The organism is Geobacillus proteiniphilus, from assembly GCF_001908025.1.
Classification (GTDB): domain Bacteria; phylum Bacillota; class Bacilli; order Bacillales; family Anoxybacillaceae; genus Geobacillus; species Geobacillus proteiniphilus.
Map to the genome: position 1 here is coordinate 1 of NZ_MQMG01000026.1, position 15,741 is coordinate 15,741.

At 51.8% G+C, this 15,741-nt stretch carries 15 protein-coding genes and 1 pseudogene; 8 read left to right on the top strand and 8 right to left on the bottom strand.

Annotated elements, in window-relative coordinates; all coding sequences use genetic code 11:
• The 3 genes from BRO54_RS10120 to BRO54_RS10130 all read right to left on the bottom strand — a co-directional run.
• The coding region (locus BRO54_RS10120; protein ID WP_074043870.1) for an acyl-CoA dehydrogenase family protein at window positions 1–1,591 on the bottom strand (1,591 nt) is incomplete at its 3' end.
• 137 nt (window positions 1,592–1,728) lie between these two features.
• Window positions 1,729–2,901, bottom strand: a complete 1,173-nt coding sequence (locus BRO54_RS10125; protein WP_011232477.1) for an acetyl-CoA C-acetyltransferase — start codon at window positions 2,899–2,901, stop codon at window positions 1,729–1,731.
• Between the two features lie 27 nt (window positions 2,902–2,928).
• Window positions 2,929–5,316: a 3-hydroxyacyl-CoA dehydrogenase/enoyl-CoA hydratase family protein gene (locus BRO54_RS10130; protein ID WP_033026183.1), complete on the bottom strand. Its 2,388-nt coding sequence runs from the start codon at window positions 5,314–5,316 to the stop codon at window positions 2,929–2,931.
• 187 nt (window positions 5,317–5,503) lie between these two features.
• On the opposite strand from BRO54_RS10130, the gene BRO54_RS10135 reads away from it, so the two are divergent.
• Complete coding sequence (locus tag BRO54_RS10135; RefSeq protein WP_011232479.1) at window positions 5,504–5,653, top strand: YuzL family protein; 150 nt, start codon at window positions 5,504–5,506, stop codon at window positions 5,651–5,653.
• 217 nt (window positions 5,654–5,870) lie between these two features.
• Here BRO54_RS10135 and BRO54_RS10140 read toward each other — a convergent pair whose 3' ends face one another.
• On the bottom strand, window positions 5,871–6,788 hold the full coding sequence (locus tag BRO54_RS10140; RefSeq protein WP_011232480.1) for a proline dehydrogenase family protein: 918 nt from the start codon (window positions 6,786–6,788) through the stop codon (window positions 5,871–5,873).
• Window positions 6,789–6,952: 164 nt separating this feature from the next.
• Here BRO54_RS10140 and BRO54_RS10145 point away from each other — a divergent pair, with 164 nt between their 5' ends.
• From BRO54_RS10145 to BRO54_RS10165, 5 genes are all read left to right on the top strand, one after another.
• A complete protein-coding gene (locus BRO54_RS10145; RefSeq protein ID WP_033026186.1) occupies window positions 6,953–7,210 on the top strand; it encodes a hypothetical protein in 258 nt (85 codons plus the stop codon).
• Between the two features lie 15 nt (window positions 7,211–7,225).
• Window positions 7,226–7,561 (top strand): spore coat protein, encoded by a 336-nt coding sequence (locus tag BRO54_RS10150; protein WP_033026188.1) that lies wholly within the window; start codon window positions 7,226–7,228, stop codon window positions 7,559–7,561.
• Between the two features lie 89 nt (window positions 7,562–7,650).
• Window positions 7,651–9,120, top strand: coding sequence for a spore germination protein (locus BRO54_RS10155; RefSeq protein WP_033026192.1), 1,470 nt, complete (start codon window positions 7,651–7,653; stop codon window positions 9,118–9,120).
• 21 nt (window positions 9,121–9,141) lie between these two features.
• Window positions 9,142–10,230, top strand: coding sequence for a GerAB/ArcD/ProY family transporter (locus BRO54_RS10160; protein ID WP_033026194.1), 1,089 nt, complete (start codon window positions 9,142–9,144; stop codon window positions 10,228–10,230).
• Complete coding sequence (locus BRO54_RS10165; protein WP_033026197.1) at window positions 10,227–11,294, top strand: Ger(x)C family spore germination protein; 1,068 nt, start codon at window positions 10,227–10,229, stop codon at window positions 11,292–11,294. The genes BRO54_RS10160 and BRO54_RS10165 overlap by 4 nt, the downstream gene beginning before the upstream one ends.
• A 45-nt stretch (window positions 11,295–11,339) precedes the next feature.
• Here the strand turns inward: BRO54_RS10165 and BRO54_RS20810 are convergent, their stop codons facing one another.
• Window positions 11,340–11,474 (bottom strand): hypothetical protein, encoded by a 135-nt coding sequence (locus BRO54_RS20810; protein ID WP_011232483.1) that lies wholly within the window; start codon window positions 11,472–11,474, stop codon window positions 11,340–11,342.
• 99 nt (window positions 11,475–11,573) lie between these two features.
• Window positions 11,574–11,768 (bottom strand): hypothetical protein, encoded by a 195-nt coding sequence (locus BRO54_RS10170; protein WP_033026199.1) that lies wholly within the window; start codon window positions 11,766–11,768, stop codon window positions 11,574–11,576.
• 280 nt (window positions 11,769–12,048) lie between these two features.
• On the opposite strand from BRO54_RS10170, the pseudogene BRO54_RS10175 reads away from it, so the two are divergent.
• Window positions 12,049–12,922, top strand: a pseudogene (locus BRO54_RS10175) (IS982 family transposase).
• A gap of 81 nt (window positions 12,923–13,003) precedes the next feature.
• Window positions 13,004–13,453: a hypothetical protein gene (locus BRO54_RS10180; protein ID WP_025039205.1), complete on the top strand. Its 450-nt coding sequence runs from the start codon at window positions 13,004–13,006 to the stop codon at window positions 13,451–13,453.
• 198 nt (window positions 13,454–13,651) lie between these two features.
• Here the strand turns inward: BRO54_RS10180 and bioA are convergent, their stop codons facing one another.
• Both bioA and bioD read right to left on the bottom strand, forming a co-directional pair.
• On the bottom strand, window positions 13,652–15,031 hold the full coding sequence (gene bioA / locus BRO54_RS10185) for an adenosylmethionine--8-amino-7-oxononanoate transaminase (protein WP_021321761.1): 1,380 nt from the start codon (window positions 15,029–15,031) through the stop codon (window positions 13,652–13,654).
• Complete coding sequence (bioD, locus tag BRO54_RS10190) at window positions 15,021–15,737, bottom strand: dethiobiotin synthase (protein ID WP_033026211.1); 717 nt, start codon at window positions 15,735–15,737, stop codon at window positions 15,021–15,023. Before bioD ends, bioA begins: the two co-directional genes overlap by 11 nt.
• Between the last annotated feature and the right edge of the window lie 4 nt (window positions 15,738–15,741).

The window sequence follows — 15,741 nt, forward strand, 5'->3', positions numbered from 1 at the left end:
TTTGCGTGTACAGCAATTTTTGTTTGTTTTTCTCCTCACCGCTCGCCTGAATCGCTTTTTCCGTGCGCAAAAGCGCTGATTCCATCGCATAAATGTTCGAGACGATGTCGGCGATGTTGACGAGCACTTCTTGCTCTTCTTCAATGCGCTGGCCGTATTTTTGCGCCGCTAAACCGGCGACCATCAAGGCGATTTTTTTCGCGTTGCGCACCAAGTATTTCTCTTGTTCCAGCGCGCCCGTCCCCGGCTCTTCGGCGGCCATCATCATCAGTTCTTCCTGAAGCTGCTGCGCTTTTTGGAAGAGCGGCAGCTCGCCTTTTAACGCCTTTTTCAAATACATGCCCGGCACGAGAAGGCGGTTGATTTCGTTCGTCCCCTCGAAAATGCGGTTGATGCGCGAATCGCGGTAGGCGCGCTCAATTTCGTATTCCTGCATAAAGCCGTACCCGCCGTGGATTTGCACGCCTTCATCCACGATGTAATCGAGCACTTCCGTGGCAAAAAACTTGTTCAATGAGCATTCGATCGCATATTCGGCGATCGATTTCGCCACTTCTTTGCCATCTTTCGCCTTTTCCGCATCAAGCAGGCTCATCCGTTCATCGAACAAGCCGACCGTGCGGTAAACCGAGCTTTCGGCGGCATACAGGCGCGACGCCATCGTCGCGAATTTTTCCTGCGTCAACGTAAACTGCGAAATCGGCCGTTTGAATTGCTGGCGCTGATTGGCGTATTTGAGCGTGATTTCAAGCGCCCGCTTCGCGCCGCCGACCGCCCCTAACCCAAGCTTGTAGCGGCCGATGTTCAAAATGTTGAAGGCGATGACATGGCCTTTTCCGATTTCACCGAGCACGTTTTCTTTCGGCACCGGCACATCTTGCAAAATGAGCGTTCTTGTCGACGAGCTTTTAATCCCCATTTTCTTTTCTTCCGGACCAGTTGAAACGCCCGGGAAGTCGCGTTCCACGATGAACGCGGTGAAATGTTCGCCGTCGACTTTTGCATAGACGACAAACACATCAGCAAAACCGGAGTTGGTGATCCATTGTTTTTCGCCGTTTAAAATGTAATGCGTGCCTTCCGCGTTTAATCTCGCCGTCGTTTTCGCGCCGAGGGCGTCCGAACCCGAGCCAGGCTCCGTCAAGGCGTAGGCGGCGATTTTTTCGCCGGTCGCTAAATACGGCAAATATTTTTGTTTTTGTTCTTCCGTGCCAAACAACACAATCGGCAGCGAGCCAATTCCGACGTGCGCCCCGTGCGAAATGGCAAAACCGCCGGCCGGCGCCATTTTTTCCGCAATGATGGCCGAACTGACTTTATCTAGGCCCAAACCGCCGTATTCTTCCGGAATGTCAGCGCTTAACAAGCCGAGCTCGCCCGCTTTGCGAAGCAATTTCACGGAACGGTCAAACTCGTGGTTTTCCAAATGCTCGAGCTGCGGGAGCACTTCATTGTTGACATACTCTTCCGTCGTTTTGGCAATCATATGATGTTCGTCGGTGAAATCTTCCGGCGTAAACACGCGCTCCGCCGGAATGTCTTCAATCAAAAAGCTGCCGCCTTTGATCGCTTCTTCCATCGTTTTGGCCATCGTTGATTTCCTCCCCCGAAAGATGATTGATGATCCGGGCGGCAACGCCGCCCGGGAAATAGACGTTCCATGCAGACGGGCAAATGCGGATGCATGCCTCGCGCGAGCTGATGAAGCCCGCTCGCTGTCAGCTGCCGCTACAGCAGCTCAAACACGCCGGCCGCTCCCATGCCGCCGCCGATGCACATCGTGACGATGCCGAACTGCACGTTGCGGCGCCGCATTTCGTAAAGCAAAGACAAGGTCAGCTTCGCGCCCGTGCAGCCGAGCGGGTGGCCTAGAGCAATCGCCCCGCCGTTGACGTTGACAATGTCTTCATCCAACCCAAGTTCGCGGATGACTTGGATCGATTGCGAGGCGAACGCTTCGTTCAGCTCGATCAAACCGATGTCGGACAGCTCAAGGCCGGCCAGCTTCAACGCTTTCGGCACCGCAGCGACCGGGCCGATCCCCATCACTTCCGGCGGCACGCCGGCAACCGCGAACGAACGAAACTTGCCGAGCGGCTTCAAGCCGAGCGACTCCGCTTTTTCGCGGTCCATCACCATGACCGCCGCCGCCCCGTCGCTCATTTGCGACGCGTTGCCGGCGGTGACGGTGCCGTTTACCGCAAACGCCGGCCGGAGTTTCGCGAGCGTTTCCATATTCGTGTCCGGGCGCACGCCTTCATCTTGTGTAAAGACGACTTTCTCCTCAACGAGTTTGTTGCCTTCTACTTTGCGCACCGTCACCTCGACCGGCACGATTTCTTCATTGAATTTTCCTTCGGCAATCGCCTTGGCGGCGCGCTGGTGGCTGCGCACCGCGAACGCGTCTTGGTCCTCGCGGCTGACGCCGTATTTTTTCGCCACTTGCTCGGCAGTGTGCCCCATCGACATGTAGTATTCCGGCGCTTCTTCCGCCAAGCGGGCGTTCGGGCGGACGACATGCCCCATCATCGGCACCATGCTCATCGATTCGACCCCGCCGGCGATGACCGTGTCGGAATGGCCGAGCATCACCCGTTCCGCCGCATAGGCGATCGCCTGCAAACCGGACGAGCAATACCGGTTGATCGTGATCGCCGGCACGGTATATGGCAGCCCGGCGAGCGCGCCGATGTTGCGGGCGATGTTCAATCCTTGCTCCGCCTCCGGCATGGCGCACCCGATAATCAAGTCGTCAATGTTTCCTTCATAGTTCCCCGCGCGCTTGATCGTTTCTTTGACGACGAGCGCCCCTAAATCATCCGGCCGCACGTGGGCGAGCGTTCCTTTTTTCGCTTTGCCGACCGGTGTGCGCGCACCTGCGACAATGACCGCTTCTCTCACGCCAATCCCCCCTTGATCTCCTCCGCTTTAGTTGCGGAGCGGTTTTCCTTTCACAAGCATATGCTGCATGCGCGCTTGCGTCTTCGGCTCGCCGATGAGGCTCAAAAACGCCTCGCGCTCGAGATCGAGCAAATATTGCTCGTCGACTTCCGTTCCGTACGGCACTTTGCCGCCGGCTAGAACATACGCCAATTTTTTCGCGATTTTCAAATCGTGCTCGCTGATGTAGCCGGAATGGAACATCGACTGCGCCCCAAGCAGCATGGCGGCATAGCCGCTTTCGCCGGCCACCGGCACTTTCTTCCTTACAGGAGGCCGGTACCCTTCCTCATACATCGAGAGCACCGCCTGTTTCGCTTCATACAGCAGATGGTCGCCGTTCATCGTGATGCCGTCGCGGTGATTCAAGAAGCCAAGCTCGCGCGCTTCCGCCGCTGACGTCGACACTTTCGCCATGGCGATCGTTTCAAATACGCTGGCCGCGATTTTGACGTAGTCGACGTCCACGCCGCGCGGCAGGCTGTTCAACCGTTTGATGTACAGCTCCTTGTTGCCGCCGCCACCCGGAATCAAGCCGACGCCGACTTCGACGAGCCCGATGTACGTCTCGGCCGCCGCTTGGATGCGTGAAGCCGCCAAGCTCACTTCCGCCCCGCCGCCTAACGTCATGGCAAACGGCGCGACGACGACCGGCTTCGGGTTGTATTTCATTTTGAGAAGCGCTTGCTGGAACTGGCGAACGGCAAGTTCCAATTCAAAAAAGTTTTCGTCTTGCGCCTCCATGAGCATCATCGCCAAGTTCGCGCCGACGCAGAAGTTTTTCCCTTGGTTGCCGATGACGAGCCCTTTGTAGTTGCGGTTGACTTCCTCAAGCGCCTCGTTGATCATTTGGACAATATCGGCGCCAATCGCGTTGTTCGGCGAATGGAACTCCAGAAGCGCCACGTCGTCGCCGAGGTCAATGAGGCTGGCGCCGGCATTTTTCTTGATGACGCCGCGCGCCTCTTTCAGCCGGCGGATGTGGATGACTTTTTCGTTTTCTTCTACTGTTTTATACCCGCCCGGCGCATAATAGAACAGCCGGCCGTTTTCCGTTTTATAGAACGATGTGGCTCCGTCGTCGAGCATGTCCGTGATCCACGACGGGATGTCGCGCCCTTCTGACTGCATTTTACGCACCGACTTCTCGAGGCCGATCGCATCCCACAGTTCAAACGGACCTTGCTCCCAGCCGAACCCCCACTTCATCGCCTGATCGATCGCTACGATGTCGTCGGCGATCTCCCCGACAAGGCGGGCAGTGTACAGCAATGTCGGTGCGATGATGTTCCAAAGGAGCGTTCCCGCGCGGTCGCCATCGGCATACACGAGCGTTTGCAGCTTGGCAGCCGCTCCTTTCGCCTGCTTCGCCATCTCCACCGCCGGGGTGACAAGCTTTTTGCGCGGCTCGTATTGCATCGTGACGTAGTTCAGCTCGAGAATGTCTTTTCCTTGCTTGACAAAAAAGCCTTGTCCGGATTTGCTGCCGAGCCAGCCGTTTTCAAGCATCGTTTTCATAAACTCCGGCACGCGGAACGCCTCTTTTTCTTCCCCTTCGACGTTTTCATACACGTTGTTGGCGACATGCACGAACGTATCGAGCCCGACGACGTCAAGCGTGCGGAACGTCGCGCTTTTCGGCCGGCCGATGAGCGGCCCCGTCACCGAATCGACCTCGCCGACGCTGTAGCCGCCTTGCATCATCTCGCGGACGGTGACGAGCAAGCCATACGTGCCGATCCGGTTGGCGATGAAGTTCGGCGTATCTTTCGCCATGACGACGCCTTTGCCGAGCACGTCTTCGCCGAACGATTTCATATAGGCGACCACATCCGGATCCGTATGCTCCGTCGGGATGATCTCAAGCAGCTTCAAATAGCGCGGCGGGTTGAAGAAATGCGTGCCTAAAAAGTGTTTTTTGAAATCGTCGGAACGCCCCTCCGCCATTGCGGCGATCGAGATGCCGGATGTGTTCGAGCTGACGATCGTCCCCGGCGTCCGCACCTCGTCGACGCGAGCGAAGACTTCTTTTTTCACTTCCAGCTTTTCAACGACCGCTTCAATGATCCAATCGACTTCCGCGAGCCGGTGGAAGTCATCCTCGAAGTTGCCCGTTTCAATCAAAGCGATGTTGTCTTTGGACATGAGCGGCGCCGGTTTTTGCTTGAGCAGCCGCTCGAGCGCCTGATTGGCGAGGCGGTTGCGCACTTGTTTATGCTCGAGCGTCCAACCTTTTGCTTCTTCCTCTTTCGTCAATTCCCGCGGCACGATATCCAACAGCAGCGTCGGAATGCCGACGTTCGCCAAATGGGCGGCAATGCCCGAACCCATGACGCCGGACCCGAGCACCGCGGCGCGCCGAATGCGTTTTACCATTTCGGTTCCCCCTCACACCATTGAATGAATGGTCATTCATTTTTTGATGAAAAAAATATCGTTGAAACCGCTCTCTATAACTAAATATATAGTATGTTGATAATTTTCGCAATATATTTGTGCATATTTTTCCCGACATCGCACTCCGAAATGTTGCTCATACTAACGATCAGGAGGTGAACCACCGATGGCCCGGTTGAAAAAAAATCCATCTGAACGCGGCGTCAGCGCCGCAAGCGTCAAAGGAAACGCCGGCCCGACGGTCGAAGCCGACGGCGGCGGCAAGCGGACAAGCCAAAACCAGCAGTACAAAAAACACAACATGCAAGGGGACTGACGCCCATGGCGTCAGCTCCCGCCTGTCATAGCTGCAAATAAAGAGAGGCCGCACGATCTGAACGGCGTTTACCTCAAATGACCGCCCGACGCCCCGTGACATGCAACGGCGTTTGTCTGAAATCCAAAAAGGCTTGATGGCCGTTGCCGCTGGATGCCTGTCCCCTTCTGCGCCCGAACGCTCGGCGTCCGCCGGCGTTTTCCTCTGTTTTGCGCCCCTACTTGCGGAGGATGCCTTTTAAAACAAACGCCACGTTGGCCGGCCGTTCGGCGAGCCGGCGCATAAAATAGCCATACCAGTCCGTGCCGTACGGAACGTACACGCGCATCGTATATCCTTCGCGCGCCAGCTGCACTTGGCGCTCCGGGCGGATGCCGTACAGCATTTGGAATTCAAACTGGCTGTTGGGAATGTTGTATTCTTTGACGAGCTGCTTCGTATATTCGATGATGGCGTCGTCATGCGTCGCCACCGCCGTATAGTTGCCGTTTAGCAAATGCATTTTGATGATCTTCTTAAAGTTCTCATCGACATCTTTTTTATCCGGAAACGCCACTTCGGGCGGTTCTTTGTACGCTCCTTTGACGAGACGCAAGTTCGGGCGGTACGGCTTTAAGTCTTCAATGTCTTGTTCCGTCCGGTACAAATACGCCTGCAGCACCGTGCCGACGTTGTCGTATTCTTTTTTCAACGTTTTAAAAATGTCCAGCGTCTTTTGGCAGCGCGAATAGTCTTCCATATCGATCGTCACAAACACACCGCGCTGTTTTGCCGCATCCAAAATACGGCGCATGTTGCGCATGACAAGCTCATCGGAAATATCAAGCCCCATCGATGTCATTTTCAGCGACAGCTGCGAGTTCAATTTCTCCCGGCTGATCGCCTCAATCGCCTCCAAGCAATGGCGCGCCATCTCATTCGCTTCCTGCTCATTGTCGACAAACTCACCCAAATAGTCGACCGTGACCGCCAATCCTTTTTCGTTCAGCTGGCGGATGACGCGCACCGCTTCCTCGATCGTTTCGCCGGCGACAAACCTTGACGCGCCGAAGCGGAGGCCGTATCGTTTCGCCCATTTCGTCAATGTTTTATTTTTCGATAAGAACAGGAAAAAATCGCGCATCAACTGCTCCACTGTTGCAAGCCTCCTTGTATGGAAACGCATTCACCATTCTTATTGTACCATGTTTCAATTCAATTGAATATGTTTTTTCCCCACGGTTTATTTTTTATATGCGCATAATTTTCCACTCTCTGCACAATCTACAAGCGAACAACCGACGAAAGGAGCGAACAACGATGCAACAGCAACCACAAATGAACCCGCAGGCGGCGATGCCCGAGCCGCCGCAAATGGTGTCCACAAAAGACGCCATGTATTTTTCCGATATGATGTCGTGGAACTTGCTCGCAGCGAAAAAAGCGCACTTTTTCGCCTCACAATGCCGAGACCCTGAAGTGGTGCAGGCGATCGAGCGCGCCGGGCAAATGCACCAGCGCCATTACAACATGATTTTGCGCCATTTGCAAAACCCGCCGCAACCGCCGGTCATGTAAAAGGAGGAAAGCCGCATGAACACAAGACAAGTGCAAAACCCGGAAACGCAAGTGCCGAAAACACCGCAAATGAATGAGCGCGACTTTTTGAACGATATGTTGACAACAGAAAAATACATGACGTCGGCATACAGCGTGTACTTGCATGAGGCGAGCAACCAACCGTTATATCAAGAAATGATGAACATTTTCACAGAAACACAAAACTGCCAGCGCGAACTGTATAACTTGATGTTCAAAAAAGGCTGGTACAAACTTGAAGCCGCCGATCCGCAAAAGCTTCAGCAAATGTACCAGCAGTTCCAAGGGTATACCAGCCAGTTCCCTTATCAAGGAAACCAACTGCAGTGAAGAAAGCAAACGAGGATGTCCTCTAGTGCGCGCGGACATCCTCTTTCTCGTCTGACAATGAGAAAGTCTCAACACAAAGGGGGAGAGGGATGACAGCTCCACCGCCATCCGTATGGGCGACGCTGCAAACATTAGGAAGCTCGATGGATTTCCAAACGAAAGTGTACCGGAACGACACATCCGGTCTCTATCTATGGGTGTCGTATATCAAGCCGATGGTTGATATAGAAACTGTCGCTCGCTCTATTTTCCCATACTTGTTTCATCGTCCGTTTTCATCTTTAGAAGATATACGCCAAGCTCTTCCGATCGACGACGCCTATATCTCTAGCGACCCAAATGATGTAAAGGCCAAACTGCTCGAGGGATATTTATTCGTCCGCCTTCATGAAACGGACGAAACCGGGCTGCTCATAAAGGCGCAAAAAACATTGGAACGGACACTCACTATCCCCGAAGTGGAATTTAGCGTCGTCGGCCCGAAGGAGTCGTTTATTGAATCGTTGGAAACAAATTTGTACTTATTGCGCAAACGAATCCCGATCGACCGTTTGACGGTCAAAATGACAAGGGTCGGAACGCTGTCGAAAACGAAAGTCGCCGTTGTGTATATTGATGGCATTGCTAATCCCGACAACGTCCAAACGGTTCTTCAGCGCATCGAACAAGTGGAATTTGACGAGATGATCGACAGCTCTTATATCGTACAAATTATTTCGGACAACCGGCACTCCCCCTTTCCGCAGCTGCTCGATACGGAGCACCCGGACCGAGTCGCTGCCGTGCTGGCCGAAGGAAAAGTAGCAATTATAGTGGATGGATCTCCGCATGTGTTGATTGGTCCGACGACGTTAGTGGAATTTTTTTCATCCTTTGAAGACTATTTTCTCAATTGGACGATCGCATCGTTTTTCCGTCTCATCCGCCTGTTTTCGGTCACCTTTTCCATTTTGATCACGCCGATCTATGTAGCGACGTTGAACTATCATTACGAACTGATTCCAAAAGATTTACTCGGCACCTTGATTACATCAAGAAGGGAAATTCCGTTCCCACCCATTTTGGAAGTGTTGTTTCTCGAACTAACGATTGAGCTATTGAGGGAGGCCGGGGCGCGGCTCCCAACAAAAGTCGGCCAAACGATCGGGATCGTGGGCGGGATTGTTATTGGAACCGCCTCCGTTGAAGCCGGTTTGACAAGCAATGTTTTGCTCATCTTAGTGGCGCTCGCCGCACTGGCTTCCTTTACTACTCCCGTTTATAAAATCGGGAACACCATTCGCTTGATGCGTTTTCCCTTTATCCTGTTCGCTGAAATGTGGGGGTTGCTTGGCGTTGCTTTTTGTTTTTGTATTGTCATGACCCATCTGCTTTACTTAACTTCGCTCGGTCGTCCGTTCCTTGCTCCTTTATATCCGCCCCGTTGGCGGGATTTAAAAGACGCGTTCATCCGCCTGCCGTTTACAAGCCAATCGAAACGGCCGGAAACATTGCGGACCGAGCAGCCCATTCGCTTTAATAGGAAAAAGGCAAAAGAAAAACGGGACATCGACGAATGACAAACCGACAGGAGGACGACAATGGCTTCTGTTGCCGAACGTCTACAAGTTTCACCTTTCATGACCTTTTTTGTGATCGTGTCCATGCAAATCGGTGTCGGAGTGCTCGGATTTCAGCGGGTCATCGCGAAAACAGCCGGACATGATGCCTGGATTTCCGTCCTGCTTGCCGGCGCTTCGTCCCATCTGATTCTCATCGTGCTATACTGGTTGCTGCAACAGGCAGATGGCGATTTCCTCCTCCTTCATCAGCGCCTTTTCGGCCGCTGGGTCGGAGGAGCCCTTTCGTCATTGCTTGCCCTTTACTTTGCCGCTATGGCCTTTGTCGTTCTGCGCACATATATCGAAGTGATTCAAGTATGGATGTTTCCTGACTTGAAAACATGGGAATTTTCACTCGCATTTTTGTTTCTTTGTCTATACATTACCGTTGGCGGATTCCGGGTTGTTGTCGGCATTTGCTTTTTTTGCTTGATCATTCCGAGCTATTTGTTGTTTACCTTTTGGTTTGTCCTTGATTACACTGACTTTTACCAGCTGCTTCCGATATTGGATCATCCCCCTTCAACCATTGTGAAGGCGGCGAAACAAATGACATTGACGATGCTTGGATACGAAACGATTTTGCTCTTTTACCCTTTTATCAAGCGCGGAAACCAGTCCGCCAAATGGGCGCATGCCGCCTTATTGACGACGACATTGTTTTATGCGTTGCTTACCGTATTGACATTGGCATATTTTAGCGAAAAACAACTGCAGCGGCAAATTTGGCCGACGTTAACGATGTGGAAAATAGTGGAATTGCCGTTCATTGAACGCTTCGAATATATCGGCATCGCCAACTGGCTGCTGATTATTTTGCCGAACGTCTGCTTAGGATTATGGTGTTCTTCACGGATATGCAAGCAGCTTTTTCCGGTCCGCCAAAAAACTGCGTTGCTCGTCATTGCCGCCATTTGTTTTTTCAGCACGCTGCTCATTCATGACCGCAAAGAAGTAGACTTCGTTAACACCATTTTAAACAGAGTCGGCTTTTATTTCCTTTATATATGGATTCCTTGTCTTGCAGGCATTACATATATTGTGAAGAAAGTGAGAGGAAACGTATGAGCATACGAACCGCTCTGTTGATCGGGTTTACCGTCGCGATCCTTTGCGGCTGTCTTCGCAAAGAAATTTTGGATGATATCAACATTGAAAGCGCGGTCGGGTTTGATGAAGCAGGAAAAGAGAAAATTCGGGGAACCGTTCTCATCCCGGTTTACAAAAAAGGAGAAACAGCAAACAAAACGTTGACAGCCGTTTCCCCTACGGCGAAAGACGTGCTCGAAGAACTGCAATATAAAACATCTGAGCCGCTCGTCAACGGAAGCATTGAGACCGCCTTGTACGGAAAACGCCTGGCCAAACGGGGGATTTTTCCCTTTGTCAATAAATTCCACCGCGATGCGAGCATCGGGGCGAGACTGTATTTGGCGGTGGTCGATGGGACAGCTGAACGTTTGCTCGAAGGACGTTACGGCCGGCAAGGAAGCGGCATTTATCTCTCGAACTTACTAAAACAAAATATCGAGCAGCGCGATTTGCCCAAAACAAATTTGCATTTATTTTTAAAAACGTACTATGCGGACGGAAAAGATCCTTTTTTGCCATATATACGCCGGGTGGGTGAAGATGTACAAGTGATCGGTGTTGCTCTCTTTCGCAACGATCGGATGGTCGATACGATTGGGCGGAGTGATATGTTCTACTTTAAAATCGCAGCCGATGCCTACAGTGAAGGTACCCATACGATCCGATTGAATCGCCAACACTACGTATCCATTAAAAATATCTCAACAAAGCGGACCATTTCCTTTTCAGGACCAAAAACCCGCCCGCATATTCATGTTCATCTTGCGCTTGAAGGAGTCGTACGCGAATACAAACGTGGGGCATTCACATTCGATGTCCGCAAGTCTGTCGAAAAAACATTCGAACAACAAATTCGTTCGAAAACCGCGGCTCTTCTCCGCCGTTTTCAAGAAAAACACATCGATCCGATCGGCTTCGGCGATCTGGCCGCGAGCCGTTACCGACAGTTTCGCCACCGCGATTTTTATAAGAACTACAGCCACCTTCCGATCCGCGTCACCGCCGAGGTGACGATCCGCGACACCGGAATCATCGAATAAGCATCCCTGTTTCACCGACGGGATGCTTATTCTTCATGGCTAGGTTCAATACCACCAGCCCGGGTACGGCGGATATGGCGGGTACGGATAAAACGGACGCGGAGCTAACGCGCCGCCGAGCAATCCGCCCAAGAAGCCGCCGACAAATGGGGCGCCAAACAACAATCCTGGAAATAGCATCGTTCCTTCTCCTTTCCCCAAAGCTAGAATGCTACACTGTATTCATATGCAACAAACAAGAAAAGAGGGTGGGCCGTCCGCCCAACCCTTGCCGGTTTCTCACCACCAAATGGGGCCATACCACCACGGATAGAAAAACAGCGGAACCAATGCGCTCCCGAGCAAACCGCCTAAAAAGCCGCCGAAAAATGGAGCGCCAAAAAACGGAGCGCCGAAGAAAAACGGGCGCGGCCGCCAAAACCACCAGCCCCATGGCCGCCAAATGCGCTCATCCGCCACTTGGAGATGGCTCATCTTGCTTCCCCCCTTCCGCTTGCTTTAGTCCCACTGTATGCAGGAAAAACGCCCGCTGCTTAGACCAGTACCTAGAGGGCTGGTGAAAAACGGCGATTTCTCCCAAATCATCGATCCGTGAATGCAAAGGAAGGTCTCTTTCTATAAGATATTCTCATTAAAGGAAATTATTTTCTTTTACCCGTGGTGCTAGATAAACTCAAACAAGCATAAAAATAGCCCTTGCATGAGGATCCCCTTAAAATGAAAGTGCAACCAACCATTAAAAAGGAGGATCCCTATGCAAGAGCACTTTCATTTTACTACAGATCGGGCCAAGATTCAAAAGCAATATGCCGCCATTTTCGTTTTTGTTTCTGCTCAACTTTCATGCATTCAGGTGCATCTTCATCGTCGAAATCGCCATTTGGTCAAGCAAGAGGACGCTGTCATCATCGCCATTCATCTTTTAGGAAAGCTGCTCGGTTTTACTTCTGAACGGGCGTGGCATCGTTTTGTCACGGGAAATTTGTTCACAAACGGCTCGTTTCTCGAACGTTCCCGGTATAACCGCCGCTGCCGGGCGCTTGGCTTCGCTATCAAATGGATCCGCCATGAGCTGGCAAAACGTGGCCAACATCATGCCTATGCCGTCGTGGACAGCTTGCCGCTCCCATTGTGCCATACGGCAAGAATGCATCGCGTCAAACGGTTTCAAGAGATCGCCGACATCGGGTATTGCGCTTCCAAAAAGCAATGGTACGTTGAAGCTGCACCTTCAAGTGACCGATCAAGGGCTGCCAATGGGGTATGTGGTGACGGAAGCATCTTGCCACGATCGAATCGCAGCCGAAAGCGTGATGACCCAAATTCCCCACCCGTATAACTTTGGGGACAAAGGATTCATTAGCCGTGACTTGCAAAAAAGGCTGTACGAAGAATACCAAATGGCGCTTTGGACTCCGTCTCGAAAAAACCAGAAACATCGTGCGTCTGAGACATGGGAGCAGTGGATCCAACAAAAACGCAAAGTGATCGAGACGGTGTTCTCGGTTCTGGTTGACCACTATCGCATCACGGGGATCCGAGCCAATTCGATTATCGGATTTGAAGTGGCACTAGACGGTATATTGTTAGCTTATTCCCTGGTTACACTTGGGCTAGTTGAGCGCTAAAGCTCAACTAGCACCACGGGTAATATATAGATTACTTAGAAAATTAGCAAAGGGAAAATTAACCCACGAGGAGGGAAGTGTATGAAAAAGTTTTTAATTCCATTATTAGTATTAATTGTGTTAGGCATTGGTGGTTATTTTGTTATTGGACTATTTAGTGCTAAACCACCTTTACCAACCATAACTGTTGGAGAAAAAAAGGTAGAAGTGACACAAGGTTCGTATTGTTGGAATGGATTACTTAATTCTGTTTGTGCTGATACAAGTTCTCCGCCAGAACTCATTAAAAATCAAGAACTAAAACCTGTGGTTGTACCACCAAATTCCCAATTGAAAATAGAATTCAAAGACGAGCCTAAAGAAAATACATTAGTAGTAAATAGATGGCTTACAAATATAAAAACAGAAAATGTTCCAATAAATGATAATGTGATACTATTACCAAAAGAAAAAGGTGTTTATGTGTATGATGTTTCAGCAAGATGGGAAAAGGGAGATTCAAGTTATGCCTTTGTAATTGAAGTACGGTAGTAACCTTTTAGTAACAGTCTTGATTTAACAAGTCAATATAATTTTAGTTTAAAACGCTTGGAATAAACCCAAGCGTTTTAATGTGCTTTTTACCTTGTTAAATTTAGTTCGAATTTTGTGCTAATTACGCTGTTATTTGTACTGTTTTTTTTGATTTTGTACTTCTGAACCGAACCCGTTACTGTCCGCCGCCCCCGCTTATAGAAGCTCTGCGCGCGCCTGTTCGTACAAACAGGCAAGCGAATCGAACAAAATGCGCACCGCCTCAGCCATTTCGTCTTCGCTCATCGAAAGAACTGGTATGAACGTCAACACCGGGCCGAGCGGACGGATGACAAGCCCCCTCCGGCGCGCCTCAAGGATGATCCGGTGCTCCACCATGGCCGCGCGCGGAAACACTTCTTTCGTTCTTCGGTCTTTCACGATTTCAATGCCGCACATCAAGCCTTTTTGCCGGATGTCGCCAACAATTGGAATTTCATACAACCGCTCAAGCCATTCGGCCAGCCGGCGCGCCTTCCGCTTTACGCTGTCAATCAAGCCGCGTTTTTCGATGAGCTCAATGTTTTTCAGCGCAACGGAACAAGTGAGCTGATTCCCCGTATACGTATGGCCGTGGTAAAACGTTTTGTCTTCGTCCACATCGCCGAGAAATGCCGCATAAATCTCTTCCGTGACCAGTGTGGCCGCGAGCGGCAAATATCCTCCAGTAATCCCTTTCCCAAGGCAGACAAGATCAGGCTTCACCTCTTCCTGCTCACAAGCGAACATCGTGCCGGTGCGGCCAAAGCCGACGGCGACCTCGTCGCAAATGAAGAGCACCCCATACCGGCGGCAAAGCCTTTCCACTCCTTTTAAAAACCCGCGCGGATGGACGATGATCCCCGCCGCTCCTTGCACAAGCGGCTCGATGACAACCGCGGCGATTTGATCGTGCTGCTCCTCAAGCACCCGTTCCAGCTCACGCAAACAATAGCCGACGATCTCCTGCTCGCTTCCGTATTCGTCCATACGGTACACGTACGGCGACGGCACTTCGATCCGCTCAAACAAAAGCGGCGCAAAAATGCGGTGGAACGTTTCCATGCCTCCAACGCTCACCGCCCCGACCGTATCGCCGTGGTACGCTTCCTTCAACGAGACAAACTTGTTCTTCTTCGCATATTGGACCGGGTCGATGTTTTTCCAATACTGATAGGCGATCTTGAGCGCGATTTCCACCGCCGCCGCCCCGGTATCGGAATAAAACACTTTTGACATGTGCGGCCAATATTCAAGCAGCCGTTTGGCCAACAAAATCGACGGCACATTCGCCGAACCAAGCAATGTCGAATGGGCAATTTTCTCCAATTGCTCGCGAAGCGCCGCATTCAGCTCCGGATCGTTATGGCCGTGGACATTGACCCATAGCGACGCATAGCCGTCCAAGTACCGGTTGCCGTCGACATCGTACAAATAGCTTCCTTGCCCGCGTTCAATGATCAAGGGGCGTTCTTTGGCATACTGCTTCATTTGCGTAAATGGATGCCAGACGTACTGCTTGTCCCACTGTTCCAATTGCTCGTAGCTATACGCCAACGCCAAGCACCTCCAGCAGTTGTTTCGCCTTTCCTTGTTCGATCCAATGCTGAGCTAGGGTTTCCAGTTCCCTCCTTGAGACTGCAGGAAGGAGCGGCACGACCGCCAGCACCGGCAGCCGAAGCAAGGCGGCGATCGTTTCGACATTGTTTTGGTGGATGATCTCTTGTTCCTGAAACTGATTAAACATCAGGCCAAGCAGACGAATGCCTTGCGCGTCGGCATACGCCGCCGTCGTCACCGCGTGATGAATCGCACCAAGGCTTGAGAGCGACACGAGAATCGCCGGCAGCTGATAATCACGAAGGAAATCACTCGTCATATAGAATCGTCCGTCGCGCTCACACCACGGAACGGCCAACCCTCCCGCTCCTTCGACGAGCACCACATCATAGCGCTGCGTAAGCCATCCCAACCGTTCGGCCACCCTCTCTGGTTCGATGGACGTGCCGGTCAACTTCGCCGCTAAATGCGGCGACATCGCCGGTTCCATATAGTACATGCCTTCTGATGCGGAAAGCTTCGCCACTCGTTCGTACCAATATTGTTCGGCAAACGACACCCCGTCTTCGGCCAGTCCAGTCTGAACCGGTTTCAACACGCTTACGCTCATCCCAAGCCGCTCCAGCGCCAACGCCACGATGGAAGTGACGACCGTTTTGCCGATTTCTGTTCCTGTTCCCGTCATGAAAATGGCTTGCCCCATTCTC

Coding starts and splice junctions, on each gene's coding strand:
- BRO54_RS10130 (WP_033026183.1), bottom strand. CDS start 5,316: ATGGTAAAACGCATTCGGCGCGCCGCGGTGCTCGGGTCCGGCGTCATG.
- BRO54_RS10135 (WP_011232479.1), top strand. CDS start 5,504: ATGGCCCGGTTGAAAAAAAATCCATCTGAACGCGGCGTCAGCGCCGCA.
- BRO54_RS10145 (WP_033026186.1), top strand. CDS start 6,953: ATGCAACAGCAACCACAAATGAACCCGCAGGCGGCGATGCCCGAGCCG.
- BRO54_RS10150 (WP_033026188.1), top strand. CDS start 7,226: ATGAACACAAGACAAGTGCAAAACCCGGAAACGCAAGTGCCGAAAACA.
- BRO54_RS10155 (WP_033026192.1), top strand. CDS start 7,651: ATGACAGCTCCACCGCCATCCGTATGGGCGACGCTGCAAACATTAGGA.
- BRO54_RS10160 (WP_033026194.1), top strand. CDS start 9,142: ATGGCTTCTGTTGCCGAACGTCTACAAGTTTCACCTTTCATGACCTTT.
- BRO54_RS10165 (WP_033026197.1), top strand. CDS start 10,227: ATGAGCATACGAACCGCTCTGTTGATCGGGTTTACCGTCGCGATCCTT.
- BRO54_RS20810 (WP_011232483.1), bottom strand. CDS start 11,474: ATGCTATTTCCAGGATTGTTGTTTGGCGCCCCATTTGTCGGCGGCTTC.
- BRO54_RS10170 (WP_033026199.1), bottom strand. CDS start 11,768: ATGAGCCATCTCCAAGTGGCGGATGAGCGCATTTGGCGGCCATGGGGC.
- BRO54_RS10180 (WP_025039205.1), top strand. CDS start 13,004: ATGAAAAAGTTTTTAATTCCATTATTAGTATTAATTGTGTTAGGCATT.
- bioD (WP_033026211.1), bottom strand. CDS start 15,737: ATGGGGCAAGCCATTTTCATGACGGGAACAGGAACAGAAATCGGCAAA.